At 70.8% G+C, this 24,959-nt stretch carries 29 protein-coding genes; 14 read left to right on the forward strand and 15 right to left on the reverse strand.

Features of this window, described 5'->3' with window-relative positions; translation table 11 throughout:
- Position 1: 1 nt before the first annotated feature.
- From LWP59_RS00670 to LWP59_RS00685, 4 genes are all read right to left on the reverse strand, one after another.
- On the reverse strand, positions 2 to 490 hold the full coding sequence (locus LWP59_RS00670; protein ID WP_229857357.1) for a MarR family winged helix-turn-helix transcriptional regulator: 489 nt from the start codon (positions 488 to 490) through the stop codon (positions 2 to 4).
- 244 nt (positions 491 to 734) lie between these two features.
- Positions 735 to 1,361 (reverse strand): response regulator, encoded by a 627-nt coding sequence (locus tag LWP59_RS00675; RefSeq protein WP_144632426.1) that lies wholly within the window; start codon positions 1,359 to 1,361, stop codon positions 735 to 737.
- Between the two features lie 9 nt (positions 1,362 to 1,370).
- Positions 1,371 to 2,756: a carboxylesterase/lipase family protein gene (locus tag LWP59_RS00680; protein WP_144632429.1), complete on the reverse strand. Its 1,386-nt coding sequence runs from the start codon at positions 2,754 to 2,756 to the stop codon at positions 1,371 to 1,373.
- 46 nt (positions 2,757 to 2,802) lie between these two features.
- Positions 2,803 to 3,315, reverse strand: a complete 513-nt coding sequence (locus LWP59_RS00685; protein WP_144632432.1) for a thermonuclease family protein — start codon at positions 3,313 to 3,315, stop codon at positions 2,803 to 2,805.
- 301 nt (positions 3,316 to 3,616) lie between these two features.
- On the opposite strand from LWP59_RS00685, the gene LWP59_RS00690 reads away from it, so the two are divergent.
- The 6 genes from LWP59_RS00690 (at position 3,617) to LWP59_RS00715 (ending at position 10,403) form a co-directional block, all read left to right on the forward strand.
- Positions 3,617 to 5,122: a 3'-5' exonuclease gene (locus tag LWP59_RS00690; RefSeq protein ID WP_144632435.1), complete on the forward strand. Its 1,506-nt coding sequence runs from the start codon at positions 3,617 to 3,619 to the stop codon at positions 5,120 to 5,122.
- A gap of 102 nt (positions 5,123 to 5,224) precedes the next feature.
- Positions 5,225 to 5,557, forward strand: coding sequence for a DUF3024 domain-containing protein (locus LWP59_RS00695; protein ID WP_144632438.1), 333 nt, complete (start codon positions 5,225 to 5,227; stop codon positions 5,555 to 5,557).
- A gap of 79 nt (positions 5,558 to 5,636) precedes the next feature.
- Positions 5,637 to 6,698, forward strand: a complete 1,062-nt coding sequence (locus LWP59_RS00700; RefSeq protein ID WP_144632440.1) for a hypothetical protein — start codon at positions 5,637 to 5,639, stop codon at positions 6,696 to 6,698.
- A complete protein-coding gene (locus LWP59_RS00705) occupies positions 6,695 to 7,774 on the forward strand; it encodes a hypothetical protein (RefSeq protein WP_144632442.1) in 1,080 nt (359 codons plus the stop codon). The genes LWP59_RS00700 and LWP59_RS00705 overlap by 4 nt, the downstream gene beginning before the upstream one ends.
- A 14-nt stretch (positions 7,775 to 7,788) precedes the next feature.
- Positions 7,789 to 8,835 (forward strand): hypothetical protein, encoded by a 1,047-nt coding sequence (locus LWP59_RS00710; RefSeq protein WP_144632445.1) that lies wholly within the window; start codon positions 7,789 to 7,791, stop codon positions 8,833 to 8,835.
- Positions 8,836 to 8,873: 38 nt separating this feature from the next.
- Positions 8,874 to 10,403, forward strand: a complete 1,530-nt coding sequence (locus LWP59_RS00715; protein WP_144632448.1) for a hypothetical protein — start codon at positions 8,874 to 8,876, stop codon at positions 10,401 to 10,403.
- 4 nt (positions 10,404 to 10,407) lie between these two features.
- On the opposite strand, the gene LWP59_RS00720 is transcribed toward LWP59_RS00715, so the two are convergent.
- The 3 genes from LWP59_RS00720 to LWP59_RS00730 all read right to left on the reverse strand — a co-directional run bounded on the left by LWP59_RS00720 (position 10,408) and on the right by LWP59_RS00730 (position 12,352).
- Positions 10,408 to 10,566: a hypothetical protein gene (locus LWP59_RS00720; RefSeq protein ID WP_186383002.1), complete on the reverse strand. Its 159-nt coding sequence runs from the start codon at positions 10,564 to 10,566 to the stop codon at positions 10,408 to 10,410.
- A gap of 128 nt (positions 10,567 to 10,694) precedes the next feature.
- Positions 10,695 to 11,627, reverse strand: coding sequence for a type I pantothenate kinase (gene coaA, locus LWP59_RS00725; RefSeq protein WP_144632452.1), 933 nt, complete (start codon positions 11,625 to 11,627; stop codon positions 10,695 to 10,697).
- Between the two features lie 110 nt (positions 11,628 to 11,737).
- Positions 11,738 to 12,352: a macro domain-containing protein gene (locus LWP59_RS00730; RefSeq protein ID WP_144632455.1), complete on the reverse strand. Its 615-nt coding sequence runs from the start codon at positions 12,350 to 12,352 to the stop codon at positions 11,738 to 11,740.
- A 96-nt stretch (positions 12,353 to 12,448) separates the two neighbouring features.
- On the opposite strand from LWP59_RS00730, the gene pheA reads away from it, so the two are divergent.
- Together pheA and LWP59_RS00740 are read left to right on the forward strand one after the other, a co-directional pair.
- Positions 12,449 to 13,363, forward strand: coding sequence for a prephenate dehydratase (pheA, locus tag LWP59_RS00735; RefSeq protein WP_144632458.1), 915 nt, complete (start codon positions 12,449 to 12,451; stop codon positions 13,361 to 13,363).
- Positions 13,360 to 13,968: a histidine phosphatase family protein gene (locus LWP59_RS00740; protein WP_144632461.1), complete on the forward strand. Its 609-nt coding sequence runs from the start codon at positions 13,360 to 13,362 to the stop codon at positions 13,966 to 13,968. The genes pheA and LWP59_RS00740 overlap by 4 nt, the downstream gene beginning before the upstream one ends.
- Before the next feature lie 160 nt (positions 13,969 to 14,128).
- Here LWP59_RS00740 and LWP59_RS40575 read toward each other — a convergent pair whose 3' ends face one another.
- Complete coding sequence (locus tag LWP59_RS40575) at positions 14,129 to 14,275, reverse strand: hypothetical protein (protein ID WP_308431692.1); 147 nt, start codon at positions 14,273 to 14,275, stop codon at positions 14,129 to 14,131.
- 28 nt (positions 14,276 to 14,303) lie between these two features.
- Between LWP59_RS40575 and LWP59_RS00745 the strand changes: the two genes are divergently transcribed.
- Complete coding sequence (locus LWP59_RS00745; RefSeq protein ID WP_308431691.1) at positions 14,304 to 14,759, forward strand: DUF4232 domain-containing protein; 456 nt, start codon at positions 14,304 to 14,306, stop codon at positions 14,757 to 14,759.
- Between the two features lie 3 nt (positions 14,760 to 14,762).
- Here LWP59_RS00745 and LWP59_RS00750 read toward each other — a convergent pair whose 3' ends face one another.
- From LWP59_RS00750 to LWP59_RS00760, 3 genes are all read right to left on the reverse strand, one after another.
- A complete protein-coding gene (locus tag LWP59_RS00750; protein ID WP_144632467.1) occupies positions 14,763 to 15,179 on the reverse strand; it encodes a hypothetical protein in 417 nt (138 codons plus the stop codon).
- A 444-nt stretch (positions 15,180 to 15,623) separates the two neighbouring features.
- Positions 15,624 to 15,974, reverse strand: coding sequence for a metallopeptidase family protein (locus tag LWP59_RS00755; protein ID WP_144632470.1), 351 nt, complete (start codon positions 15,972 to 15,974; stop codon positions 15,624 to 15,626).
- Positions 15,975 to 15,977: 3 nt separating this feature from the next.
- Positions 15,978 to 16,928 (reverse strand): septum formation family protein, encoded by a 951-nt coding sequence (locus tag LWP59_RS00760; RefSeq protein WP_186383003.1) that lies wholly within the window; start codon positions 16,926 to 16,928, stop codon positions 15,978 to 15,980.
- A gap of 62 nt (positions 16,929 to 16,990) precedes the next feature.
- On the opposite strand from LWP59_RS00760, the gene LWP59_RS00765 reads away from it, so the two are divergent.
- The 4 genes from LWP59_RS00765 to LWP59_RS00780 are packed head-to-tail and all read left to right on the forward strand — an operon-like array spanning position 16,991 to position 20,184.
- The gene (locus LWP59_RS00765; protein ID WP_186383004.1) at positions 16,991 to 17,608 is read left to right on the forward strand and encodes a hypothetical protein; all 618 of its coding nucleotides are present in this window, start codon (positions 16,991 to 16,993) and stop codon (positions 17,606 to 17,608) included.
- Positions 17,609 to 18,775 (forward strand): glutathionylspermidine synthase family protein, encoded by a 1,167-nt coding sequence (locus LWP59_RS00770; RefSeq protein ID WP_144632473.1) that lies wholly within the window; start codon positions 17,609 to 17,611, stop codon positions 18,773 to 18,775.
- A gap of 40 nt (positions 18,776 to 18,815) precedes the next feature.
- Entirely contained in the window at positions 18,816 to 19,268 is a 453-nt protein-coding gene (locus tag LWP59_RS00775; protein WP_144632477.1) for a DUF350 domain-containing protein, read from the forward strand.
- A 10-nt stretch (positions 19,269 to 19,278) separates the two neighbouring features.
- A complete protein-coding gene (locus LWP59_RS00780) occupies positions 19,279 to 20,184 on the forward strand; it encodes a haloalkane dehalogenase (protein WP_144632480.1) in 906 nt (301 codons plus the stop codon).
- Here LWP59_RS00780 and LWP59_RS00785 read toward each other — a convergent pair.
- The 3 genes from LWP59_RS00785 to LWP59_RS00795 form a co-directional block, all read right to left on the reverse strand.
- On the reverse strand, positions 20,181 to 20,945 hold the full coding sequence (locus LWP59_RS00785) for a DUF2382 domain-containing protein (RefSeq protein WP_144632483.1): 765 nt from the start codon (positions 20,943 to 20,945) through the stop codon (positions 20,181 to 20,183). The two genes, LWP59_RS00780 and LWP59_RS00785, sit on opposite strands and share 4 nt — an antisense overlap.
- Before the next feature lie 100 nt (positions 20,946 to 21,045).
- A complete protein-coding gene (serS, locus tag LWP59_RS00790; protein ID WP_144632486.1) occupies positions 21,046 to 22,332 on the reverse strand; it encodes a serine--tRNA ligase in 1,287 nt (428 codons plus the stop codon).
- 61 nt (positions 22,333 to 22,393) lie between these two features.
- Positions 22,394 to 23,146 carry a maleate cis-trans isomerase family protein gene (locus LWP59_RS00795; RefSeq protein ID WP_144632489.1) on the reverse strand — a complete coding sequence of 251 codons (753 nt, stop codon included), beginning with the start codon at positions 23,144 to 23,146 and terminating at the stop codon, positions 22,394 to 22,396.
- Positions 23,147 to 23,257: 111 nt separating this feature from the next.
- Between LWP59_RS00795 and LWP59_RS00800 the strand changes: the two genes are divergently transcribed.
- On the forward strand, positions 23,258 to 23,782 hold the full coding sequence (locus tag LWP59_RS00800) for a DUF3558 family protein (protein ID WP_144632492.1): 525 nt from the start codon (positions 23,258 to 23,260) through the stop codon (positions 23,780 to 23,782).
- On the opposite strand, the gene lhgO is transcribed toward LWP59_RS00800, so the two are convergent.
- Complete coding sequence (lhgO, locus tag LWP59_RS00805) at positions 23,763 to 24,950, reverse strand: L-2-hydroxyglutarate oxidase (RefSeq protein WP_186383005.1); 1,188 nt, start codon at positions 24,948 to 24,950, stop codon at positions 23,763 to 23,765. The two genes, LWP59_RS00800 and lhgO, sit on opposite strands and share 20 nt — an antisense overlap.
- Positions 24,951 to 24,959: the final 9 nt, after the last annotated feature.

A 24,959-nucleotide genomic window follows, 5' to 3' on the forward strand; every position in this document is an offset into this window, starting at 1 on the left:
CTCAGGCGGTTACGCCCTCGACCGTCTGCAGAACTGTCCCGAGTAGACCGGCCAATGCGGACCGGTCCGCTTCGGACAGGTTCTCGAGCGCGGCACGCTCGGCCTTGAGCTGGCTGGGCAGCAGCTCGTCGATGAGGGCCACGCCCTTGTCGGTCAGCCGCACCTGCACCACGCGGCGGTCGCGCTCGCTCGCGGCCCGCGAGACCAGGCCCATCCGGGCCAGCCGGTCGAGCCGTTTGGTGATGGCCGCGCCCGAGGACAGCATCTCGCGGCTGATCTGGCCGGGGTTGAGCACGCCGTTGCGGCGCAGCGCGCACAGCACGTCGAACTCGGCCCTGGTCAGCTCGTGCCCGGCCAGCAGATCGTCGGTGTCGCGGCGGATCAGGGACGCGAGCCGCAGCACGCGCCCGATCACGGCCATCCCGGAGGTGTCCAGCTCAGGGCGTACCTCCCCCCACTGCCGCCGCGCTCTGTCGATGAGATCACTCACCGGAATGCTCCTTCGCACCGAATCTTCCACTCGTGAAATACGTCGATCGTCACGACCTCCGCCGCGCGCTCGCCCCACGTGGTGGGTGGCGGCTGCGCCCGGTGACGGGGCCTGCCGGGATATCGGCGCCTGCCGAGCCATGACCGGGCGAAGATAGTCCTGGCCGTCGTGGTGCTCGCAGGGCATACCGCTTTGGCACCCGCCGCGGGCAATCGTCCGGCCCCGGCTCGCCGCCGCGTGCGCGCTACTTGCCGCGCCGCGCCACCCACGCCGCGGCCTGCGTGCGGCGCTGCATGCCGAGCTTGGCGAGCACGGAGGTCACGTAGTTCTTGACCGTCTTCTCGGCGAGGAACAGCCGTTCCGCGATCTCCCGGTTGGACAGTCCGTCCCCGATCAGCTCCAGCACGCTGCGCTCGCGCTCGGTCAGCTGGTCGAGCTCGTCCTCCCGCGGGTGACGCAGCTTGTCGAGCACGTGTGCGGTGGTCAGCGGGTCGAGCAGGGAGCGCCCGGCCGCGACCTCGCGGACCGCGTTGACCACGTCCTGGCCGCGGACCTGCTTGAGCAGGTAACCCGCGGCGCCGGCCATGATCGCGCCGACCATGGCCTCCTCGTCGTCGAACGCCGTGAGCACGAGGCACTGCGGCGGGTTCGGCTTCGAGCGCAGCTCCCGGCACAGGGACACGCCGTCGCCGTCACCGAGGCGCACGTCGACCACCGCGACGTCGGGCTCGACGTGCATCGCGACGGCGAGCGCCTCGTCGGCGCTGCTCGCCTCGGCGACGACCTCGATGTCCGGCTCGTCGCTCAGCAGCTCACGCAGGCCGCGCCGCACCACTTCGTGATCGTCGACGAGCAGCACCTCGATGGCCATACCACGAGGTTATCCCGCCCAGATCCGCCGTGACGCGCCTTCGGGATCGGACTCCACGGAGATCTGCGCGTCCCACCTGCGGGCCAGGCGCTCGCCCGGCTCGTACTCCGGCCAGCCCGGGTCACCGCTGGTGGCGAAGGTGGTCCAGGCCTTGCGCATCTCCTCCGAGATCAGCCGCGCCTCCGGCGGCACCGTGCCGCCGAGCACCATCGTGGCGAGCTCACCGTCGAAGTTGCCGAAGGTCAGCGGCACGTCGAGGGCGTGGCAGCAGCGCAGGAAGCCGCCGAACGCCGGGCTCGGCCAGGTCAGCTCGTAGAGCCAGCTACGGCCGGGGTGGTCCTGGGCGCACCAGGTCGTGGGTATCCGGAAGATGGAGTCGGACATGATCAGCACGTACAGATCCGGGTCGGACAGGTCCGGGTACGCCGCGCGGTAGGCGTCGATCGAGGTGCCGATCGCGGCTGCCGTCGCCGCGGGGTCCTTGGTGCTCAGGTCCTCGTTTGCGGCGAACAGGCGGTACTCGTCGCGGTTGAACCCGGCGAGGAGATCCACCTCCTTGCGCAGCCCGCGCCACGGCACGTCGGTGACCAGCTCGCCGTCGACGACCGGGCCGTACGGCGTGATCGTGCTCGGCGTCGACTGCACGCCGTGGATCGCCTCGGACGGCAGCTCGCCGAACGCCTCGGCCGTGAGCGGCACACCGAGCGCGGCGGCGATCCGCTCGCCCGTGGCCCGCGCGGTGGCCTCCTGCTGGAAGCCGCCGGCGATGCTCTGCCCGATCGCACGGCGGAACAGCCCGCGCCCGGCCTCGGCCGCGGTGAGCGCCGCCACCGCGGTCGCCCCCGCGGACTCGCCGAAGATCGTCACGTTGTCCGGGTCGCCACCGAAGCTCGCGATGTTCTCCTGGACCCAGCGCAGCGCGGCCAGCTGGTCGAGGAAGGCGCGGTTCTGCGGCTGGTCCGGCAGCCAGCCGAAGCCCTCGAAGCCGACGCGGTAGTTCATCGACACGATGACCAGGCCGCCGCGGGCGAGGTTCGCGCCGTCGTACTCGGGCTGGCGGGAGGTGCCGACGAGGAAGGCACCGCCGTAGATCCAGACCATCACCGGCAGGCCGCTCGCACCGGGGTCGGGCGTCCAGACGTTGACGGTCAGCGATTCGCTGTCGTCGGCCGGATTCCACGACGACGGGACACCGGGCAGGAGCGTGCCCTGCGGGGTGTCGGCGCTGTAGCGGCTCGCATCGCGCTCGCCGTCCCACGGTTCCGCCGGTTGCGGCGGCTGGAACCGCCGGACGCCGTCGAGCGGTGCTGCGTAGGGAATGCCCTTGAAGGAGCTGACGCCGTCAGCCGACCTGCCACGCACCGCACCGCGCGTGGTCTGCACGAGAGGATCCACGCCTCATGGAATACCAGAATCCGGTTCTGGCCGATAGCTCTGCGCGTCATTTCTCGCAGGCGATGCCGTCGCCGTCGCGGTCGAGCTTGCGGCTGTAGCCGGGTTCGCCGCGGTGGATCGGTGCCGCGTGCGCGGCCCGCACCTCCGTGCAGTTGGCGTAGTAGACGTCCACGTCTTCGGTGCTGGCGGGAGGGGCTTTCTCGTGCGTGGTCGGGTCCGGCACGGTCACCTTCTCGACGGGCGCCGGTGTCTGGGTGGTGATCACGATCGGTGCGTCGATGTTTCCGTGGCACGGTGGGCCCCAGAGCCCCGTTCCGGCCGCCCGGGCCGACGTCTCCGCCGCCTGCAGCGCCGGGCCGTAGGTGGTCGAGAGCGCGTCGGCGAGGTATTTCGCGTGGCCGCCCTGGACGGCGGCCGTGGAATAGCTCGTCCCGTCGGAAAGGGTGATCATCGCGAGTGTGTCGAGCGTTTTCACGGTGACCTGTTTTCCGGTCAGAAAGGCACTCGCCCAGCTCGCCGTTTCCGCTCCGTAGCAGTTCGCGCCGACGGGCATCGCCATTCCGGCCGCCCGCACGCTCGTCCGTTCCCCGCTCGCGTCGGTCAGTTCCAAGGTGGTGCCATCGACGCTGGTCACCGTGTATGTGGGGACCGGAGGAGTGCTGGTCGTCGGACCCGCGGCGGTGGTCGCCCCGGTTGGTGCCGGCGACTGCCTGCCGAAGATCGCGCCGAGGACGAACAGCACCCCGAAAACACCCAGAGTGACCTTCAACCAGGTGGGTACGCGTCTTTTCAGCACGTGAGCTATTCGCTCCCCGGCTGAGCTCCGTTACGTTTTCGGGGCGACCGGCGATTAGCGGTCGATGACTTCTTTCGGCACCCTGCGGCTGGCCCGCGACGGCCGGTTCCCGGCGACGGCCACGGACTTCACCGCGCTCGATTTCCGGACCACCGGCCTGCGCCCTGGGCACGTGGTCGAACTCGCGGCCGTGCGGGCCCGCGCGGACGGCACCGTGCTCACCGAGTTCGCGACGCTGGTCGACCCGGGACGCCAGGTCGAACCGGGACCGGCGACGCTGCACCGCATCAGCCGGCGCGACCTCGACAACGCGCCGGAGTTCGGCGAGGTCCTCGGGGACCTGCTGGACCTGTGCCGCGGCAGCGTCCTGGTCGCGCACAACCTGCCGTTCGCGCTGGAGTTCCTGGCCGCGGAGCTGGCCCGGCTGAACGTGCGGCTGCCACCGCTTCCCGTGGTCGGCACGCTCGATGCCGCGCGCCAGGCGCTGCACCTGCCCAACGCGCAGCTGGCAACGGTCGCGGACGCGCTCGGGATCGGGGAGTTCCCCGGGCACCTGGCGCTGGCCAACGCCAGGACGGTGGCCTGCGTCGTGTCGTCGCTCGTGACGACGCACCGGCTCGCGTTCACCGACCCGCCGCGGCTGCCGCAGCTGCCGCGGTTCACCTCCGGTGGACGGGTGCTGACCCGGCCGGTCGAGGATCCGGCGGAACGCTCGTGGCTGGCGGAACTGGTCGAGCGGGTGCGGGTCGGCGACGGCGGCGACCCGTTGCACGAGGCCTACCGCGAGCTGCTCAAGGCGGCGATCTCGGACCAGTACGTCTCGCCGGACGAGGCGCACGAGCTGGCCTCGCTCGCCGCGGCGGCCGGGATCGCCGTCCGCCGGACGCACCTGGACTTCGTGACGGCGATGCGCGAGGTGGCGGCGGACGACGGCGTCATCACCGAGGTCGAGGCCCACGACCTGACCCGCGTCGCGACGGCGCTCGGGGTGCCCGAAGTGGCGCGTGACCTGCGCACCGCCGAGCGGCTGCGAACGCCGATGCGGGTGCTGGTGCTGGGCGAGACGCGGGCGGCGGACGCCCTGCGCGCGGCGGTGCTCGCCGCCGGGATCCAGCTCGCGAAGAACCTCACCGCGTCGGTCTCGCACCTGGCCATCGCGGACGACGTGCCCCGCCAGGACCCCCGGCTCGGCCGGGCGCGCGAGCGGGGCATCGTGGTACTGGACATCACGACGGCGTGGACCGTCCTCGGCCTGCTCGAGCCGCCCCCGACGCCGTTCAGCGCCCCCGTGTCCGTGCGCGCCGCCACCCCGCCGGCACCGACTGCCCCGCCCGCCTTCGCACCGACGGCACGGCTCGCCCCGGTTGCCCCGCCGCCCCGGAGCCCGGCCACGCCGGCGCGTCAGCTCTGGGCCGCCCGCGCCCTCATGGCGGCGGGCCTGGTCGTGATGCTGTTCTCGATCCTCGCCCTCTTCGGCGGTGCCCCCTTCGCCGGCGGCCTGGTCCTGGCGGTGTTCGGCGTCGGTGCCCTCTGCGCGGGCTGGTACCTGGCCGACCCGGCCCCGAACTAGCTGGTCAGCCGACCTGTGCCGGTTTTGTGTGACGAGTATGGCTCGTGTGAGGTGCGCGTACTCCATCCGTGCGCCACGAACGCATGCGGTATCACTGTGTGTATGTCGCCGATCCCCGAGCTCCAGCAACGGCAGATCGATCGTTGGTGTGAACGGCGTGTTCCGGCGGACAAGCGGATCATGTCCCGCTGGCGCGGACGCATGGTGACCCTCGTCGAGAAGCGACCGGACTGGTCCGGTGCCGCCCTCGAGGAGCGGGCGTTCGCACAGCTGCGCTACGGCGTCGACGGCATGTGGACCCTCTACTACTGGTCCGAGGACCTCGGCCGGTGGCGCAAGTATCCGCAAAGCGTCCGCGAGAACTCGCCGGTGCAGCTGCTGGCCGCCATCGACCGCAGTGCCTCCGACGGATACTTCTTCACCTTGCAGACCTGACCGAGCGTGGCCGCCACCTGCATAAAGACAACGCTCATGGGTGACGGTGCCACCCCTTCGGGTCGGGCAGGATAGGCGCGTGAACCCGGTCCCGGATCTGCGCGCGTACCTGCGCTCGCTCGACGCCGAGACACTGGCCGAGCTGCTGCACGCCGAGGCCCAGCGCGACTCGCGGTTACGGCGGGAGCTGGCGCAGCGGGCCGCCGCCGCGAGCAAGGTCGGCCCGGCGCTGGACATGCTGCAACGCCTGCTCGAATCCGGCACGCAGGCCGACCTCACCCCACTCGCCCGGCGCATGGTCGACGGGCTCGACGGCGCGACCGCGGCCGAGCGGCGCCGCGCCGTCGCGCTGTATGCCCGGGCCTGCGCGGCGCACCCGCCCGCGCCCGACCAGCTCGCCGACTGGATCCTCGCTACCACCTTCCACCGGCCGGACTGGCCGCGCATCGAGCTGGCCGACTTCACGACCGCACTCGGCAGCACCGGGCTCACCCGCATCAGGTCCACTGTGGACGCTCTGCTGGCCGGCAGGCCGGGGCCGCGCCGGGACATCGCGCGCCGGCTCGCCGAGCAGGTCGCCGAGGTCACCGGTGACGTCGACACCCTGCTCACGATCCTCGCCACGAAGCCGCCGACCCCCGAGGTCAACCTCCGCATCATCCGGGTGCTGCGCTCCGCCGGCCGGCACGGCGAGGCGATCGCCCACGCGGCCAGGACGATGGTGCATCGCGAGCGCCCGCGCGGCGGCGCGCTCGCCCTCCGGTGCGCCGAGTTCCGCCGCAATCCCGGCCCCACAAGCTATTCCGCCCTGCGCGAAGCGGCGGCCGAGCGCTGGCCGGAAGTGCGCGCGACCGTGCTCGCCGTGGAAGGGCCGGCGGAGGCGATCCCCGCGTACCGCCTGTACGTCGAGGAGCTGATCGAGCAGAAGGACCCGTCCTGCTACCGGGAAGCGGCGCGAGCGCTGAAGGAGCTGCGTGCCCTGCACCGCCGCGTGGACACCGCCGAGGAGTTCACGTCCTACCTGGCCGAACTGCTCGAGACGCACAAGCGCAAGACCCGCCTGCTGGTCGAGGTCCGCAACGCCCGGATCGCGATACCCAAGGCGGTGACGCACCGTAAGGCTGCCACGATGAGCGCATGAGCCCGGTCAGCCGCGGTCGCAAGGCCAAGAACAAGAACAAGAAGAAGCCCGCCGGACTGGACCCGGAGCTGCGCGCCGGCTTCGACGAGGCGCTGGAAGCGTTCGAGGAGGTCGTGGACTCCGACGACGTCCTCGACGTCGAACTGCTGACGGCCGAGATCCTGGGCAGCTTCTGGCTGCCGGAGAACCCGGACGCCGCGGCGCAGGAGGTCGCGTTCCCGCTCATCGGTTACGCCGCCGCCAAACAGAGTCCCGCCGGCTTCGGCCTGCTCCGGGCGTTGCAGGCGCTCGGCCCGGTCGAGGAGCTGCGCGAGCGGGCCGGCACGGCCGCCGACCGGCTCGCCGCACTCGGCATGCGCGAGCTCCGCTGGACGGGCGCACTGCGCGAAGTCGAGGTGACGGAGTGCTGGCAGCAGGCCGATGTCTACGGCGACCAGGTGTTCCTGCTGTTCCGCTGCGAACGTGGTGGGCGGCGGCACGGTCTGGTCGTGGAGATCGAACGGTTCGCCGGGATCGACGAGATCTACCTGACCACGCAGGAGGACGAGATCCTCGCCGAGCTGCGCGAGAACGACGACGAACTCCTGAGCACCGAACGGATTCCGCTGCCGCTGGCCCGCCGGATCGTCGAAGACGCGGTCGCGGTGACCGACAGCCTCCCGGCCCAGGCGGACGACGAGGAGTACCCGTTCACCGACGCCCGCGCCTACCTGCTGGCCCGCCTGCGCGCCATGCCCGCTGCCGAACCGCGACCCGAGCCGAAGCGCTACGGCGACCAGGTGCTGGACGAGTTCCTCGCGACCGAAAAGGACGCCGACGGCGAGTATCTGCGGCTGCTCGCCGAGTTCGGCGAAGACGTCGACGAGGCCGACCCGCTGCGGGTCACCCCGGCCAAGTTCGAGCTCTTCCTCGACGACGCCTTCAACGAGCACGAGATCGACGAAGAGGCGCTGCGCCGCACCGTGCTGGCGTTCGCGCGCTGGCAGGGCGCCCGGGACGGCTTGTCGCAGGCCGCAGTCGATCATCTGCGGGCGGAGATCGAGGAGATGTTCGCGGCCGGCGAAGTCCCGGCGTAGGCCAGGATGTGCGCGTGACCGATCTCCGGGGCTACCTGCGCTCGCTCGACGCCGAGACGCTGGCCGAGCTGCTGCACGAACAGGCCGAGCGCGACCCGGAACTGCACGCCCGGCTGCAGCTGCGCGCCGGGGGAGCGCCCACCGACCTGCTGGACCGGCAGGCCGAGGCCGGGGAGGCCACGAAGATCGTCGCGGTCCTGGACACGCTGCAGCGGCTGCTCGACTCCGGCACGCAGGCCGATCTGGCCCCGCTGGCGCGGCGCACCGTGGACCGGATCGTCAGGGCACAGCAGGACGATCCCGCGGTGCTGCGGCGCGCGATCGCGCTGTACGCCAGGGCCTGCGCGGCGCGTCCGCCGGCGGACCTCGCCGGCTGGATCGCCGACACGGCACTCGGCCACGGTGTCGAGTTCGAGCTTTCCGCGTTCGCGCAGGTGTTGGGAGACAAAGGTCTCGCCCAACTCAAGTCTGTTGTGGACAAGCAGTCCGGACGGCTGGCGGAGCAGCTCGCCGAGCAGCTGGCGGAGATCTCCGGTGACGTCGACGCGCTGCTGAAGATCCTTTCCCGTCAACCACAACGGCTCGACGTGCGGCTGAAGATCGTGCGCGTCCTGCGGAGTGCGGGCCGCACGGCCGAAGCGGTCGCCTATGCGGCCAAGGCGCTCAACCAGGCCGACGAGAAACCGCCCGAACCCGACGCGGACGAGAGCGTGCGTGCCCTGCTCGCCGAGGAGCGTCTCGACGAGGCGTGGGCGGCCGCGCGCGAGCGCCCGTGCTCACTGCCGGTCCTGCTGGAGGTCGCCGAGCTGAGGGAACAGACGCATCCGGCCGAGGTGCTGGACGTCTACAAACTGCATGTCAATCACCTGATCGAGCAAAAAGACGCGACGCATTACGAGCAGGCCGCGAAACGGTTGCGCAAGATCCGGCAGCTCTACCGCAGGGCGGGGATTCCGGCGGAGTTCGCGCCCTATCTGGCGGAGCTGGTGACCACCCACCGGCGCAAGGCCAGGTTCATCGCCGAGATCCGGCAGGCGCGGATCGCGCTGCCCAAGGGGTGAGGAAGCCGCCGGTTCGGCCCGGTGCGAACATGTGGTGCATGACCGAGCTGCCCCAGCAGGAATCCAGCGACGACACCGAGAGCGCCAGTGAGCTGCTCGAAGAGGTCCTGCGTGAGTTCGCCGAGCTGGACTCGGCCGCCGAGCCGCTGCGCGTCGAGCTCGTCACGTCCGAGATCCTGGGCGAATGGTGGGAAGCCGGTGACGACCTGGCCGCCGAGCTGATCGAGTTCGCCTCCGCCGCGCCCGAGCCCGAGCGGCTCGTCGCGCCGCTGGCGGCGCTGCGGTCGCTCGCGACCACCGAGGACCAGCGGGAGGCCGCCGGGCTGGCGCTGGAGAAGCTGGGCCTCGGCGAGCCCGCCTGGGCCGGTGAGCTCAACCAGGTCGCCGTCGGCGAGTGCTGGCGGACCGCCGATGTCTACGGCGACGAAAGCTCGGTGCTGTGCGTGTTCGGTGCGGGCGAGTCGGCACACGGGCTGCTCGTGTCGGTCGGGTACGCGCTGTTCGGCGGCTGGGCCGACGAGGCCGTGATCGTGGAGTCGCCGGGCGAGGTGATCGCCGAGATGCAGACCCAGGCCGCGGAGAGCGGGGACCTGGTCACCTGCGAGCAGATCACCCCGGGCCGGGCGCACCAGCTGCTCGCCGACGCCTTCGTCGGCACCGAACTGCAGAACGATCCCGAGGTCACCGACGACTACGTGCGCTTCCGTGCGCTGGCGATGGCCCGCACCCGCGCGCTGCCCGAGCCGGAGCCGGTCGACCCGCCGCGGCTGCTCTCGACCGAGGACCAGGCCGAGGCCATCGACGAGTTCTTCCGCGCCAGCGCCGACCTGGAGGACACCGAGGCGGCCAGGGTGGTCGCCCTGCGGCTCATCGAGTTCGGCGTCGAGCACGACCCGCGCCGCCCACTGCGCGTCGGTCCCGACAAGCTGGCGTCCTTCGTCGACTCGGTCGACGACGGTGCGCTCGAGTTGACCGAGGAACAGGACGAAACGCTCGAAAAGGTCCTGCCGGCCTGGGCGAGCTGGGGAGCGTGGCGCGACGGGCTGCCGGAGGAGGCCGTGGAGCCGCTGCTCGAGGCCGTCGAGGACCGCCTCTACGAGCGCGCGCTGGAGACCGAGTCGACGGTGGACGCCTACCTGGACGGGTTCGACGACCTCGACGAGCAGTCGGTCGCGCGGCTGCTCGAACGGCGGCAGTTCGCGATCCCGGCGATCTACACCGAGATCGCGGGCGAAGAGGTGGAACTCGACCCCTCGGACCCGGAACAGCGCAGGCTGCTGGTCATCGGCGAGCACCCGGACTTCCAGGACTCGCTCGCCGAGGACGATCTCGACGAGGAGGCGTTCCTGCAGGTCGCGGCGCACACGACCGTGGTGGACCAGCTCTGGGACGACGAGCCCGCCGAGGTGTGGCAGGCCGCCCAGCGGCTGCTGCAGCGAGGGCTCGAACGCACCGAGGTACTCGACGAACTGGCCCGGGTGCTCGAAGAACGGCTGGAAATGGGCGAGGGCGACAGCCTCGAGTTCGACGTCGACGACTACTGCCGTGCCCTGGACGAGCTGAACTGACGGGTCAGGACGCAGAGGTTCGGGAACCTTCGGGCGCCGGGATCTCCTTGCGCCGGTCGGCGAGTGCGTCGTCGAAGTCGACGACGAACGCGCCCACCGCCATCGCCAGCAGCACCGCGATGCCCAGCACCGCCCCGATCCACGTGAAGACGATGGTGATCATCGGCGTGCCTCCTCCCTGGTCAGGGTGCATTTCCTACTTAAACCAGGGTGCGGTCCGCCCGTTGTGGGCGGTATCGGCCAACCGGTTACTGACGAGGTGCCAGCATCAGCCGTTCGGCCGAGCCACGCCTACAGCTTGCGCAGGCGGACGCGGTTGATGGAGTGGTCTGCGTCCTTACGGAGGACAAGCGTGGCCCGCGGCCGTGTCGGCCGGATGTTCTCGACCAGGTTCGGCTCGTTGATGGTGCGCCACAGGTGGCGCGCCTCCGAGCGGGCCTCGTCGTCGGGCAGGCCGGCGAAGTGGTGGAAGTGCGAGGCGGGGTCCGCGAACGAAGTCTGGCGCAACTTGAGGAACCGCTCGACGTACCAGTGCTCGATGTCCTCGGTGTGCGCGTCGACGTAGATGGAGAAGTCGAACAGGTCCGACACCATCAGCCGCGGGCCGGGCTGCAGGACGTTGAGCCCCTCGACGATGAGGATGTCCGGCTGCTTCACGACCTGTTCCTCGCCCGGCACGATGTCGTAGGCCAGGTGCGAGTAGACGGGGGCGCCGACCTCTTCGGCGCCGGACTTCACCTCCGCCACGAACCGCAGCAGCGCGCGCCGGTCGTAGCTCTCCGGGAAGCCCTTGCGGTGCATGATGCCGCGGCGGGTCAGCTCCGCCGCCGGGTAGAGGAAGCCGTCCGTGGTGATCAGGTCGACACGGGGGTGGTCGGGCCAGCGGGCGAGCAGGGTGCGCAGCAGGCGCGCGGTCGTCGACTTGCCGACGGCGACACTGCCGGCGATGCCGATCACGAACGGGACCTTGGTGCCCCGGCAGTCCTCGCCGAGGAACGTCGTGGTCGCCTCGTAGAGCCGTTGCCGGGCGGCGACCTGCAGGTTGATCAGTCTCGACAGCGGCAGGTAGACCTCGGCAACCTCGTTCAGGTCGACCTGCTCGCCGAGCCCGCGCAGCCGCAGCAGTTCCTCGGCGGTCAGCGGCTGGGGAGTGCTGCGCCGCAGCTCTCGCCATTGCTCTCGGTGTAGTTCGACGTAGGGGCTGAGCTCACGAACCCGTGGCATTCCCACACTCCTTGCCCGTCGGTGGGCTGGCGTCGATGTCTGCGTAAACGCTCTTCTTACGGTAGGTCGTGCAGACGCCGAACGCGCTGTGAGTTAGTGCACCCCTCGGGTTACCCGCGGCTGCCGAAAACCTCACCCCAGGCCGCCGCGACCTGCCGTGCGCAGGTCTCCGGGCTGAGTCCGCCGACGCCGGTGCCGAGTCCGGGCATCGCGATGGTTTCGACCACACTGCGGACCCCGACACCGTGCTCGAGCCTGCCGTCCCGCCACTGCAGGAACACCGCACGCGCGGCGAGGTAGGGGTGCACGGTGTCCTCGGGGAGCCGCTCGCCCGGCTCGCGCATCGTGGGGGCGCTGATCAGCCAGGCCGGCGCCGGCACCCCCGTGGGCACGATCACCGCCTCGCCGATCGGCAGCTCGCCGCCGTGGTAGGCGAGCACGGCGCTGCGCACGTTCTGCTCGACCTCGGGAAACGCCCGCGCGTACACCGCGTCGATGCCACCGCGCATCCAGCCGTAGGAGTTCGCCGGGCTCACCACGGCCTCGGCCGCGACGTCCAGGACCGAACCCTGGTGCACGCGCGCGCCCTCGACCCGTTCCAGGACCGACTGCCAGGCGCGGGCGAGAGGTTCGTCGATGGCACACAGCACCAGGGAAGGGAGGTGAGGTGAGACCTGAGCGTCGGTTCCCTTATGGGTGGCGTGCGTGCCCGAATCGGCGGTCACAGGTACACCATGCCAAAAAATGGCACCCGGCGTAACCACGTGATCTCCGCGCCGCCTGAACAGACCAGTGCTTCGGCGGGTGCGTAGCCTGGGGCAGTGGCAAGGATCGCATATTTCGGGCCCGAGGGAACGTTCACGGAACAGGCGGCGCGGTCGCTCGCGGACGACGGTGACGAGCTCATTCCATTTGAGACGATCCCGCTCGCGCTCTCCGCCGTGCGCAAGGGCGAAACGGACTCGGCGTGCGTACCGGTCGAGAACTCCGTGGAAGGCGTGGTGCCCGCCACGCTCGACGGGCTCGCCGAGCAGGAGCCGCTGATCGCGGGCGCCGAAGCGTTGCTGCCGGTGCATTTCAGCGTGCTGACACGACCCGGCGCGACTGACATCCGCACGGTCGCCAGTCATCCGCACGCCCTCGCGCAGGTGCGGCTGTGGGTCGAAGCGAACCTGCCGGGTGCGAAGCCCGTCGCGACGTCGTCCACCGCCGCGGCCGCGGTCGCGGTGCAGGCCGGGGACTTCGACGCCGCCGTGACCGCGCCGGTCGCGGTCCAGCACTACCCGCTCGAGGTCCGCGCCACCGAGGTCGCCGACGTGCGGGACGCGCGCACCCGGTTCCTGCTGGTCCGCAAGCCGCACCACCCGCTGCCCGAGCCCACCGGCGCCGACCGCACGTCGGTCGTCGCGGCGGCGGCCAACCGCACCGGGGCGCTCGCCGAGCTGCTCACCGAGCTGGCGAGCCGCGGCATCAACCTGACCCGGCTCGACGCCCGCCCCGCCCGGGGGAACTTCGGCGAGTACAGGTTCTTCTTCGACTTTGAGGGCCACGTCGCCGAGCCCCGGATCGGGGACGCGCTGGCCGCACTGCGCCGACGTTGCCGGAATGTCCGGTTCCTCGGGTCGCACCCGAGGGCGGACGGGGTGCCCGCGACGAGCCAGGCGTCCGCGGGCAACGAGGACTTCGTCGAAGCCGCGGACTGGGTCGCGGCCGTGCGCAGAGGAGAGCAGGCGTGAAGCTGTACCTGGTCCGGCATGCCGAGAGCACCGCGAACGTGCGGAAGGTCCTGGACACCGCGCTCCCCGGCCCGCCGCTCACCGACCTGGGGCAACAGCAGGCGCAAACGCTTGCGGATCGTCTGTCGGGTGAACCGATCGCGGCCGTCTACGCCTCCCGCGCCACCCGGGCCCAGCAGACCGCGGCCCCCCTCGCGGCCGCGCTGACGCTCGAGGTGCAGGTGATCGACGGGGTGCACGAGGTCGGCGTCGGCGAGCTCGAAGGCCGTGGCGACGTCGAGGCGCTGAAGACCTACGCCGGCACGGTGCACCCGTGGACCCGGGGCGATCTGGCGGTGGCGATGCCGGGCGGCGAGAGCGGCGAGCAGGTGCGTACGCGCTACCTGGCCGCGGTCGCCGACCTGCGCGCGAAGCACGAGGACGATGCGGCGATCGCGCTCGTCAGCCACGGTGGCGCGATCCGGCTGGCGGCGGAATGGCTCGCCGACAACGTCCGGCCCGAGCTCGCCGACCAGGGGCTCATCCCGAACACCGGCCTCGTGGAGCTGGAGTCGGTGCCCGGTGCCGGCTGGCACTGCCTGACCTGGGTCGGGGCGGAAATGTGAACAGGCCTCCGGCCGCCGGTTGTTGTAACTTCACCGTGTTCGGGCACAACTGGTAACAAATCGGCGCGGTCCACACAACCGTGTGCGTGGGCCGCACGTCCTCCGGGTAGTGCTCGAACAGCACAGGGAGGCGAAAAGACATGGTGCGAGTGAGGATCTCTCAGGTGGGGCTGGCCGCCGGCGTGGCGGCGCTGGCGTGCACCGTCGCGGCGTGCGGCGCGGCGAACACTGCCGGGCCCCAGCCCAGTACGACCACGTCAACGGCGGCGTCCAGTACGACGGAGAGCCCGGCGTCGACATCGGCCACCACGACCGTCCAGCAGGGCGCTCCGCCCGTGGCGCAGTCGGGCGACGGGGGGCTGTGCAAGTCGTCGGACCTCAAGCTGTCGATCGGCCAGGGGGACGCGGGCGCGGGGACGGTGTACCGGCCGTTGGTCTTCACCAACGTCAGCGACCACACCTGCACGATCCAGGGTTTCCCGGGCGTCTCGTACGTCGGCGGCGCGGACGGCCACCAGGTCGGCCAGCCCGCGGTCCGGGTGGGGGCCAAGGGCCCGGCGGTCACCCTGAACAAGGGTCAGACCGCCTCGGCGGCGATCGGCTTCGTCAACGTGCAGAACTTCGACACGGTGACCTGCCAGCCGCAGCCGGTGCGCGGGCTGCGGGTCTACCCGCCGCAGGAGACGGCGTCGCTGTTCGTCGACATGTCCACCACGGGGTGTGGGAACGACAAGATCCCGGGCGACCAGCTGACGGTGAAGTCGATCGTCAAGGGCAGCAACGCGCAGTGACGTTCACACGTGGGTGCACAGCTGTTGCGCCAGCGTGAGGTGCCTGCGCCCGGCGGGGTCGGCGAAGTTGAGGCTGATCACCATCCGGCTCACGCCGTCCAGGTGGTCGGCGAGATCCTGGTAGGCGGGGTTCTGCGCGGCCGCGGCGGCGGAGAGGTCCCTGGCCGCGGTGATGTGCTGGACCACGCCGGGCCCGAGCACCGCCTGACTGACGTACCCGGAGGGCAGTGAGCCGGCCCGGCCCAGGGCGCCACAGGCGGCTCGGGCGTCCTCGGTGGCACCGCTGCCGCTGCCGGAGCCGGCCCAGAGCAGTCCCATGACCAGCAGGCCGACCAGGAACCCGACGACCCCGGCGACCACGAGCGGACGCCGGGAGGTCACCGGTTCGTCCGGCGCCACATCGTCGGGGTCGGGCCGCATGGGCCATTCCAGCACCCGCCGTAGCCGCGGGGCCAGCTTCGCGGCCGGTCCGTTATGCAGCAGGTTGGTAGGGCACCCGCTGCTCAGCCACCCCGCGAAGGCGACCCGGCAACGGCAGCCAAGATGGCGGCGGCCCACCTCGCGCCCCGCGCGAGGTCTACCCGGGCCCCCGCGCTCCGCGCAGGGGAAAAGATCAAGAGAGTCCTCGCCGGGCAGGCTCAAAGATGAGCCAGGAAAAGCCCCTTCACCTCACCTCATGCAGGTGGTCGAGTTGGTGGCCATCCCGTCGCCTGCGGTCTGTGCATATCACTTCGACCCAGGCCCGCAGGCTTGCGTTGTCGGCTGCCCGAAAGCAGGAGGGTTGCGGCCCTGGCTCAAAGTGATGCCGCGAGTTCAGGCGACGGGATGACCACCCAGCTCTGGGGTCGGCTTTCCCCGCCCCGCCTAACCCCAGCCCAGCTCGTGCAGGCGTGCGTCGTCGATGCCGAAGTGGTGGGCGATCTCGTGCACCACCGTGATCAGCACCTCCGCCACCACCTGGTCCTCCGACTCGCACATCGCCAGGATCGGGCCGCGGTAGATCGAGATGCGGTCCGGCAGCACGCCGCTGTAGTCGCTGGTCCGCGAGGTCAGCGCCACGCCGTGGTACAGCCCCAGGATCCCGGGCGCCTCTTCGTTCCGCTCCTCGACGAGCACCACGACGTTGTCCATGGCCTGCGCGAACTCCGGCGGCACAGCGTCGAGCGCGTCGGCGACGAGTTCCTCGAAGCGCGCCGCGGACATCTCCACCGGCATCCGTCACCCGCCGCCGGGGGGCGGGGCCGCCGAGGACGCCGGCGGCGCGTCCTGCGCCGCCTGCCGGATGCTGCCCGTCACCGGGGCGAGCCCGGTGTTGTCCGGCAGCTTCGCCCCGACCTCGCAGTTGACCAGCGTCGACCCGGCGTCCCAGCTCTCCTGCTCACGCAGGTCCCAGGTCAGGATCAGCTTCTGCGCGTCGAGGTCCACCCCGCCGGCGTAGCCCTGCATGTCGTGGTTGCACTCGGTGTCCAGCCACGCCGCCTGGTCCTTCTGCGCCGGGTAGGAGTCCTTGAAGTGCGTCTTCAGGTCGATGGTCGCGACGATCTCGTACGCGTGCGGCTGCGCGCAGTCGATCGGGTTGCCGACCGTCTTGCCCGCCAGCGCGAGACACGTGCCCGGCTCCCACACCGCCGACTGCGACTGGCCCGCCGCGTTCCCGGTCACCGGCTGGAGCGCGCCACCCGGCGCCGCCCACTGCAGCACGCAGCGCATGTCCCGATCGCCGCCGGCCCACTCGTCCGTGCCCGGCCGCAGCGCGCTCACGGTGAACTTCCCGAACGGGTCCAGCTGCTTGCCGAGGTAGGTCTGCGCGCCGTCGGTGCAGCGCGCCATCGCCAGGTCACGCCATTCGTCCACGCTCGGCGCCGGCACGCCCGCCGGGTACTTGTCGGCGATGTTCACCACCCCGGTCACCTCGTACAGGTGCGGCTGCGCGCACGGCACGACATGGATGTCCGACGCGTCCGGTTGCAGCCAGTTCAGGCAGCTTCCCGCGTTCGAGTGAAAAGCCGCCTTCGCCTCCGGCGACTCCTCGACCTTGCCGCCGCCGGCCACGCCGCCGCCCCACGAGAAGGCGACGCTCAGGGACAGCGCGACGATGGCGCCCAGGAACACACCCACCATGACGAGCCGGGTGCGCATCGTGTTCGTTGCCAAGCCGTGTCCGAGCATCGCGTCAATAATGCCCGCGTCCGGCTCACACGACGACCCTCGGGTGGCTAGTGTGTCCCTCGATGACCGAAGAAAATCCGCCGGAGGAGCAACAACCTCCTGAGCAGCCCCCCGCGCGCGGCTCCATGCGGTACCAGGACCCCGACTCGACCACGCCACGAGAGCCGACGCTCGCCGAGCAGCGCGCCCGGCGCAAGGCGCTGGTCGAGGAGGAAGAGCGCGAGCAGGCCGAGGCCCAGGCGCGGGAGGTGGCCCAGCGCAAGGCCGCCACCCGGCGCAAGGTGCTGATCGGCAGCGGGGTGACCGTCGGGCTGGTGGGCGTCGTCGCCGCCTGGTACGTGGTGGGCACGCCCGACGAGGTCAGCGCGGTCTGCACCGACGCCAACGGCGTGGTGCAGAACGACCAGTATTGCGACGACAGCTACATGTCCAGCCACGGCGGCCACTACGACTCCGTCAGTGGGCTCTGGATCCTGCCGCTGGCCCTCGGCGGCGGCCAGTATCGCTACAACTACGGCGGCACGGGCACGGTCGGCCAGCACGTCTCGGGTGGCACGTTCACCAAGCCGTCCGGCAACACGACCGTCAAGACCAGCGCGGGCAAGACCGTGCAGCGCGGCGGGTTCGGCATCAGCAGCAAGAGCAGCAGCGGCGGCAGCGGGAAGTCCGGGGGGTCGTAGGTGCGGAGGGGAACCAGCACCCCGCGGCGGGACTGGCAGCGCATCGTCGAGGAACAGGGCCTGGTGTTCGGCACCCCCGCGCGCTACGGCAGCGGTCAGGAGCGGCCGTACTGGGACGAGTCGGTGCACTACGTCCTGGAGATGGACGAGGTGCTCTCCCTCGAAGCCGACGTCGAGCTGCTGCACTCGATGTGCCTGGAGGCCGTCGACAACGTCGTGCTCACCGAGCGGTATGCGCAGTTCGGCATCCCGGAATGGGTGTGGCCGCACATCGCCGAGTCCTGGAAACGGCGTGACCCGCACGTCTACGGCCGCTTCGACCTGCGTTACGACGGGAACGGGCCGGCGAAGCTGCTCGAGTACAACGCCGACACCCCGACGTCACTGCTCGAGGCCTCGGTCCTGCAGTGGCACTGGAAGACCGAGGTCTTCCCCGACGACGACCAGTGGAACTCGATCCACGAGAAGCTGGTCGAGCGCTGGCAGGAGGTGCGCGGCCTGCTGCCTGCCAACGAGCTGTACTTCACCTGGTCCAGCGCCGACCCCTCCGGCGAGGACCACATCACGACGTCCTACCTGCAGGAGACCGCGGCCGAGGCGGGGCTGGACACGGTGGGCCTCGCGATCGAGGAGATCGGCTGGGACCCGGTGCTCAAGCGGTTCGTCGACCTCGAAGAGGCGCCGATGAACACCGTGCTGAAGCTCTACCCGTGGGAATGGGTGGTGGACGAGGAGTTCGGCCACCACGCCGTCGAGTCGCTGCCCCGGACGCTGTGGATCGAACCACTGTGGAAGATGCTGCTGTCCAACAAGACGCTGCTGGCGATCCTGTGGGAGAACTACCCCGGCCATCCGAACCTGCTGCCCGCCTTCGCCGACGACCCCGGCCTGCTCACCGAGTACGTCCGCAAGCCGAAGCTGGGCCGTGAGGGCGCGAACGTGTCGATCGTGGCCCCCGGGTACGAGACCGAGACACCCGGCGTCTACGGCGAGGAAGGCTACGTCTACCAGGCGTTCGACCCGCTGCCCGAGTTCGACGGCTTCCGGCCCGCGCTGGGTGCCTGGATCGTCGGCGACAGCGCGGCGGGCCTCGGCATCCGGGAGACCGCCGGGCTGGTGACCGACGACGGGGCCGCGTTCGTCCCGCACCGCATCCCGGAATCGTGATAAACAGCCCGCACCATCACTGACCGAACCGGGAGAATCCGTGACCACGACCCTCGCGCTGGCCGACACCTTCGGTTCCGACCTCGTCAAGGGGATCGGCGCAATCCTGCTCTACGGTGTCGTCGGGCTGCTGCTGATGCTGGTCGGTTTCTACGCGATCGACTGGACCACGCCGGGCAAGCTGTCGAAGCTCGTGCACCAGGGCCTGCCGAACGCGGTCATCGTCACCGCGTCGGGGATGCTGTCGATGGCGTTCATCGTCGTCGTCGCCATCTTCAACTCCGCGAGCGACCTGACCGAGGGTCTGATCACCTCGCTCATCTACGGCCTGCTGGGCATAATCGTGCAGGTCCTGGCGGTGCGGCTGCTGGAGTGGGCCACTCGGATCGACGTCGGCTCGACCATCGAGAGCGACAAGTTCGCCCCGGCGAGCGTCGTGGTCGCCGCCGCGCACCTGGCGCTGGGTCTCGTCGTGGCGGTCGGCATCTCCTAGTGTTAGTGGCGTGCGCCTGCTGAGGACACCGGAAGACCGGTTCGCCGACCTGCCCGAGTTCGACTTCCCAGTCCTGTACGCCGACATCGAGAACCCGAGAGACGGCATCGTCAGAGTCGCCTACACCGAGGCCGGTCCGCCCGACGGTCCGCCGGTGCTGCTCCTGCACGGAGAGCCCAGCTGGTCCTTCCTCTACCGGAAGATGCTGCCGGTGCTCGCGGACGCGGGCCTGCGCGCCATCGCGCCCGATCTGGTCGGCTTCGGCCGCTCGGACAAGCCGGTCGACGTCGTGGACCACACCTACGCCCGGCACGTCGAGTGGATGCGCGCGTTCGCGTTCGACGCGCTCGACCTGCGTGGGGTCACGCTCGTCGGACAGGACTGGGGCGGGCTGATCGGGCTGCGCCTGGTCGCCGAAAACCCCGGCCGCTTCACGAAGGTCGTCGCCGCGAACACCGGACTGCCCACGGGCGACCAGGACATGCCGAAGGTCTGGCACACGTTCCGCGAGGCCGTCCAAAAAGCACCGGTGCTCGACATCGGGCGGTTCGTCCAGTCCGGCTGCCGCACGAAACTGTCCGACGAGACGCGTGCGGCCTACGACGCGCCGTTCCCGAACGAGATGTACAAAGCGGGTCCGCGCGCGATGCCCGGGCTGGTGCCGATCCGGCCGGACGACCCGGCGAGCGAGGCCAACCGCCGGGCCTGGGCAACATTGTCCACTATGGACATACCGTTCCTGTGCGCGTTCTCCGACGGGGACCCGATCACCGGTGGGATGGCCCCGGTCCTGCGGCGCGCCATGAAGGGCGCCGAAGGACTGGACCATCCCACCGTGGCGGACGCCGGGCACTTCCTGCAGGAGGACGCCGGCGCCGAACTGGGCCGGATAGTGGCCGCGTTCGTCCGCGATTAGGGGTGGTTGCGGCGGTCGCGCTTGTCGCGGCCGTCCTCCACCTCGATCTGCTCCTTGCGGACCTCACCGGAGAGCGACTGCTCCTCGGTGACGTCCTCCTTGCGCAGCCGCACCTTCTCCATCGGCACGGCCTCCTTCTCCACCCTGGCGCGCTCGGCGTGCAGGGTCATCTCCTGCTCCTCGTCGCCGATGCGGGCGTTGCCCCGCTCGCCGTCGGTGATGGGCTCGCGCTCGACGCGAACCTCCTCGTGCGTCACCGGCACCCGGATCTGCTGCTCCTCGGTCACGGTGTACTTGCGCAGCCGCACCCGGCCGGTCTCCACCTGCTCCTTGCCGACCTTGAGCTGCTCCTCGGACCGCGTCATCGCCTCACCGGCCTCACCGCGGCCGCGGGCGCCCTCCATCCGGCCGCGCGAGCCGGCGGTGCGGTTCTCCATCGAGGACCGCGGCGTCGGCAGCTTGTAGTAGCGGTAGAGCTCGACACTCTCCTGTTCGGACAGATGCTGGTCCGCGTCGGTGCGTGGCGCGTCGGTCACCTGGTCCTTCGACACCTGGACGTGGAGCCCGTCGCGGTCCAGCCGCGCGCCGCGCAGCGGCACGAAGCTCTCCTTCTGCCCGAACATTCCGGTCCGGACGGTGACCCACTCCGGCTGCTGGGTGTCGTCGGACAGGTAGACCGTGCCGACCTTGCCGATCTTCTTCCCCTGCGGGTCGACCACGGCGTTCTCGGTCAGTTCCTCAGGACGAAGCGTGCTGGTCATGAGTGAAATTCCCCTTCCCGGTCGTTGAACCGTCCCTAGTGGAATTGACGGTCGCCGGGGGTCCCGAAACTGACACGTTCGGGGTTCACTCACCAGTGCCTCAGGAAGTGCTGCCGTCCGCGTTGATCACGGCGAAGCCGGTGTAGGGCACCAGCGCGTCCGGGATCCGGATGGCTCCGTCGGCCTGCTGGTACTGCTCGACGAGCGCGACGAGCGTCCGACCGACGGGCAGTCCGGAGGCGTTCAATGCCGCCACCGCACCACGTTTGCCGTCCTTCGCCTTCCCGCGGATGCCGGCCCGGCGGGTCTGGAAGACCCCGGTGTCCGACGCGCTCGAGATCTCGCGGTAGGTCTGCTGGCTGGGCAGCCACACCTCGATGTCGTAGGTGATCTGCGCTGAGAAACCGATGTCCCCGGCCGGCAACTTGATCACTCGATAGGCGAGTCCGAGTTTCTGCAGTACTTCCTCTGCGTGCACGAGGATCTCCTCCAGCGCGTCGCGTGAGGACTCCGCGTCGACGAGCTGGACGAGCTCCACCTTCGAGAACTCGTGCTGGCGGATCAGGCCGCGGGTGTCGCGGCCGTAGGAGCCGGCCTCCGAGCGGAAGCACGGGGTGTGCGCGGTGTAGCGCAGCGGCAGGTCCCCGAGGTTGAGGATCTCGCCCGCGTGCAGGTTGACCAGCGGCACCTCGGCGGTGGGGATGAGGAACAGCTCACGATCCGCGACCGCGGTGCGGAACAGGTCCTCCTCGAACTTCGGCAGCTGGCCGGTGCCGGTCATCGTCTGGCGGGTGACCAGCGCGGGCAGCGAGAACTCGGTGTAGCCCTGCGCGATGTGCACGTCGAGGAAGAACGCGGCCAGCGCGCGCTCCAGCTTCGCGCCCGGTCCCTTGAACACGGCGAACCGCGGGCCGGACAGCTTCGTCGCGCGCTGCAGGTCGAGGAAGCCGGCGCGCTCGCCGAGGTCGACGTGGTCGAGCGGCTCGAAGTCGAACTCGGGCACCGAGCCCCACTGGCGGACCTCTTCGGCGTACTCCTCGGTCGCGCCGTCGGGCAGCTCGTCGAGCGGGATGTTCGGGATCGCCAGCAGGAACTCGTTCAGCTCGGCCTCGACCGCGCGCTGCTCCTCCTCCAGCTCGCCGATGCGGACCTTCAGCCGGCGCGCCTGCTCGCGCAGCTCGGTGATGTCGTCGCCGGCCCGCGCGGCGGCCTGCACCTCGGCGGCCGACTTCTTGGACTGCGCACGTGCCTGGTCGCCCTCACCGATGACCTCGGAACGCCTGCTCATCAGCTTGCTCAGCCGGTCGGTGTCGAGCACATACCCACGGCGGCGCAGCTTGGCGGCCGCGTCCGTCTCGGGATCGAGCAGCTGGCGGGGGTCGTGCATGGGTACTCCAGGTACGAGCCGGGACTGTCGTACCCAGGGTAGTCAGCACGACCAGCGCGTTTCAGGCGACCTCGGGCAGGAGCACCGGCGCGGTCAGCGCGCTGTCGTGCGCCAGCGCCTCGCCCGCCTCCTCCAGCGCTGCCCACAGGGTGACCTGGTTCGCGGTGAGCACGGGGATGCCCAGCCGCTGCTCCAGCGGCGTGACGAGGTCGTAGGTGGGCACGTTGGTGCAGCTGACGAACAACGCGTCCGCGCCGGAGACGTCCAGGCCGGCGACGGCGCCGAGCACCGCCGAGTAGGACATCTTCCAGATGTCGCCGAGCATCCCGAGGCCGAGGCTGCCGACCGTGCCGATGCCGTACTCGGCGAGGAAGTCGAGCAGCCGGCCGGTCACGTCGTCGACGTAGGGCGTGATCACCGCGAGCCGCCGGACGCCGAGCCGGGCGCAGGCGCGGACCAGGGCGCCGGACGTGGTGACCGCGGCGGGCGCACCCGCGTCGAGCATGCCCTCGACGAGCGCGGCCTCACCCGCGGCACCGCCGATGAAGCTGCCGGACGTGCACGCGTAGGCGACGACGAGTGGCTCGGGCACGAGCACGTCCCGGGTCGCGCGGCGGACGCCGTGCGGGTCGCTGAGCGCCTGGGCGAGCTGCACGGTGACCGGTTCGGGCAGGAATGGCAGGCGGGTCGTGTGCAGGCAGACCCGGTCGGGCACCCAGCGCCACAGCTCCCGGTCCAGCGCGAAGTCGAACGGCGCGACCACGCCGACCCCGGTCTGCGCCGGCAGCGCGATCTCGAAGGGACTGACGGTCATCGATCTTTCCCCTTCCGCCCATCCGGCTGCACCCGAGACGCTAGGTTCGACGTGCGAAAACAAGACGTGGCTTGTGTAACCGGGCCGTTAAACCTCGGCGAGGGGGCAACAGTGCGCGCACGAGTGGCGGTCTCGATCGCCGTGGCGCTGCTCGTGAGCGGCTGTACGAACGCGGTGCCGGGCACGGCGCAGCCGGATCCCCGGCGGGTGACCGTCGCGCCCCGGGCGTCGACGGACCCGTGCTCGCTGCTCACCAGCGACGAGGCCGTGCAGCTCGGGTTGGCCGCGCCCGGCATGCCGCAGCCGGAGGACAAGACCGCCCTGGTGCCGCCGAGCTGTGAGTGGAACTCCACGGACCCCGAGTCCGAGCAGGACAACTCGCTGCAGGTGTACTACGCGACCGACCTCAACGTGCGGGAGTACTTCTCCGACGCGCCGACCGCGCAGGAGCAGCTCGGCGGGGTCACCTGGGACAACTACCCGAGCGTGCTGGGCGCCTCGCTGTGCAACCTCGCCGTCACGCTCTCCGACCGGTCGTTCATCGCGCTGACCAGCCCGAACTTCGGCGATCCCACGCATTCCTGCGACACCGCGCGCAAGGCGGCGCCGCTGGTGGCTAAGCGGATACCAGGCTAGCCACGTGCCTGCCGATCTCCAGTGCGCAGGTCGCGGCCGGTGACGGCGCGTTGAGCACGTGGACCTGGTGCGGCGCGGTCTCGATCAGGAAGTCGTCGACGAGCGACCCGTCCGGGAACAGCGCCTGCGCGCGCACCCCCGAGCCATGCCGCACGATGTCGTCCGCGCCGACGGCCGGGACCAGCCGGGCGAGGCTCGCCGCGAACCGGCGCTTGGACAGCGAACGCAGCACCTCCTCGAACCCGGTGGGATAGGCGTACTTGCGGGCCAGCCGCCAGGCACCGGGGAAGCGGGCGACGTCGGCCAGGTCGGCCGGGGAGACATCGCGCCAGCGGTAGCCCTCTCGGCGCAGCGCGAGCACGGCATTCGGGCCGGCGTGCACGCTGCCGTCGAGCATCCGGGTCAGGTGCACGCCGAGGAAGGGCAGCGTCGGGTCCGGCACCGGGTAGATCAGCCCGCGGACGAGGTGACGGCGTTCGGGGCGCAGTTCGTAGTACTCGCCGCGGAACGGGACGATCCGGGCACGCGGGGTGAGCCCGGCCAGTCGCGCGACCCGGTCGGACTGCAGGCCTGCGCAGTTCACCAGCGCGTCCGCGTGGAGCACCTCGCGACCGGTGGCGACCTCCACCCCGCCGTCCCGGCCGGGCCGGATGCCCAGCGCCGGTGTGCCGAGCAGCAGGTCGGCGCCCTTGTCCTCGAGCAGCCGGACGAGTGCCGCGCACACGCCGGGGAAGTCGATGATGCCGGTCGACTCGACCCGCAGTGCCCTGACGCAGGAGACCTCCGGCTCGTACTCGTGCGCCTCGCGGCTGGAGATCAGCTTCGCCGGCACGCCGTTGGCTTCGGCGCGCTCGGCGAGTACCCCCAGCGCGGGCAGCTCGGCCTCGGAGGTGGCGACGACCAGCTTGCCGCAGACCTCGACGCCGACCCCGTTCGCGCGGGCGAAGTCCACAATGGACCGATTGCCCGCGACGGACATCCGGGCCTTGGCCGAGCCCGGCTTGTAGTACAGGCCCGCGTGCACGACGTTGGAGTTGTGCCCCGTCTGGTGTGCCGCCCAGGAGCTCTCCTTCTCCAGCACGGTCACGTGGGTGCCCTGCCGGGTCAGCTCCCAGGCCACGGCCAGGCCCAGGATCCCGCCGCCGATCACCACCGCTCGCTGCGCCACCGGTTCAGC

It is taken from the genome of Amycolatopsis acidiphila (genome assembly GCF_021391495.1).
In the GTDB taxonomy this organism is placed as follows: domain Bacteria; phylum Actinomycetota; class Actinomycetes; order Mycobacteriales; family Pseudonocardiaceae; genus Amycolatopsis_E; species Amycolatopsis_E acidiphila.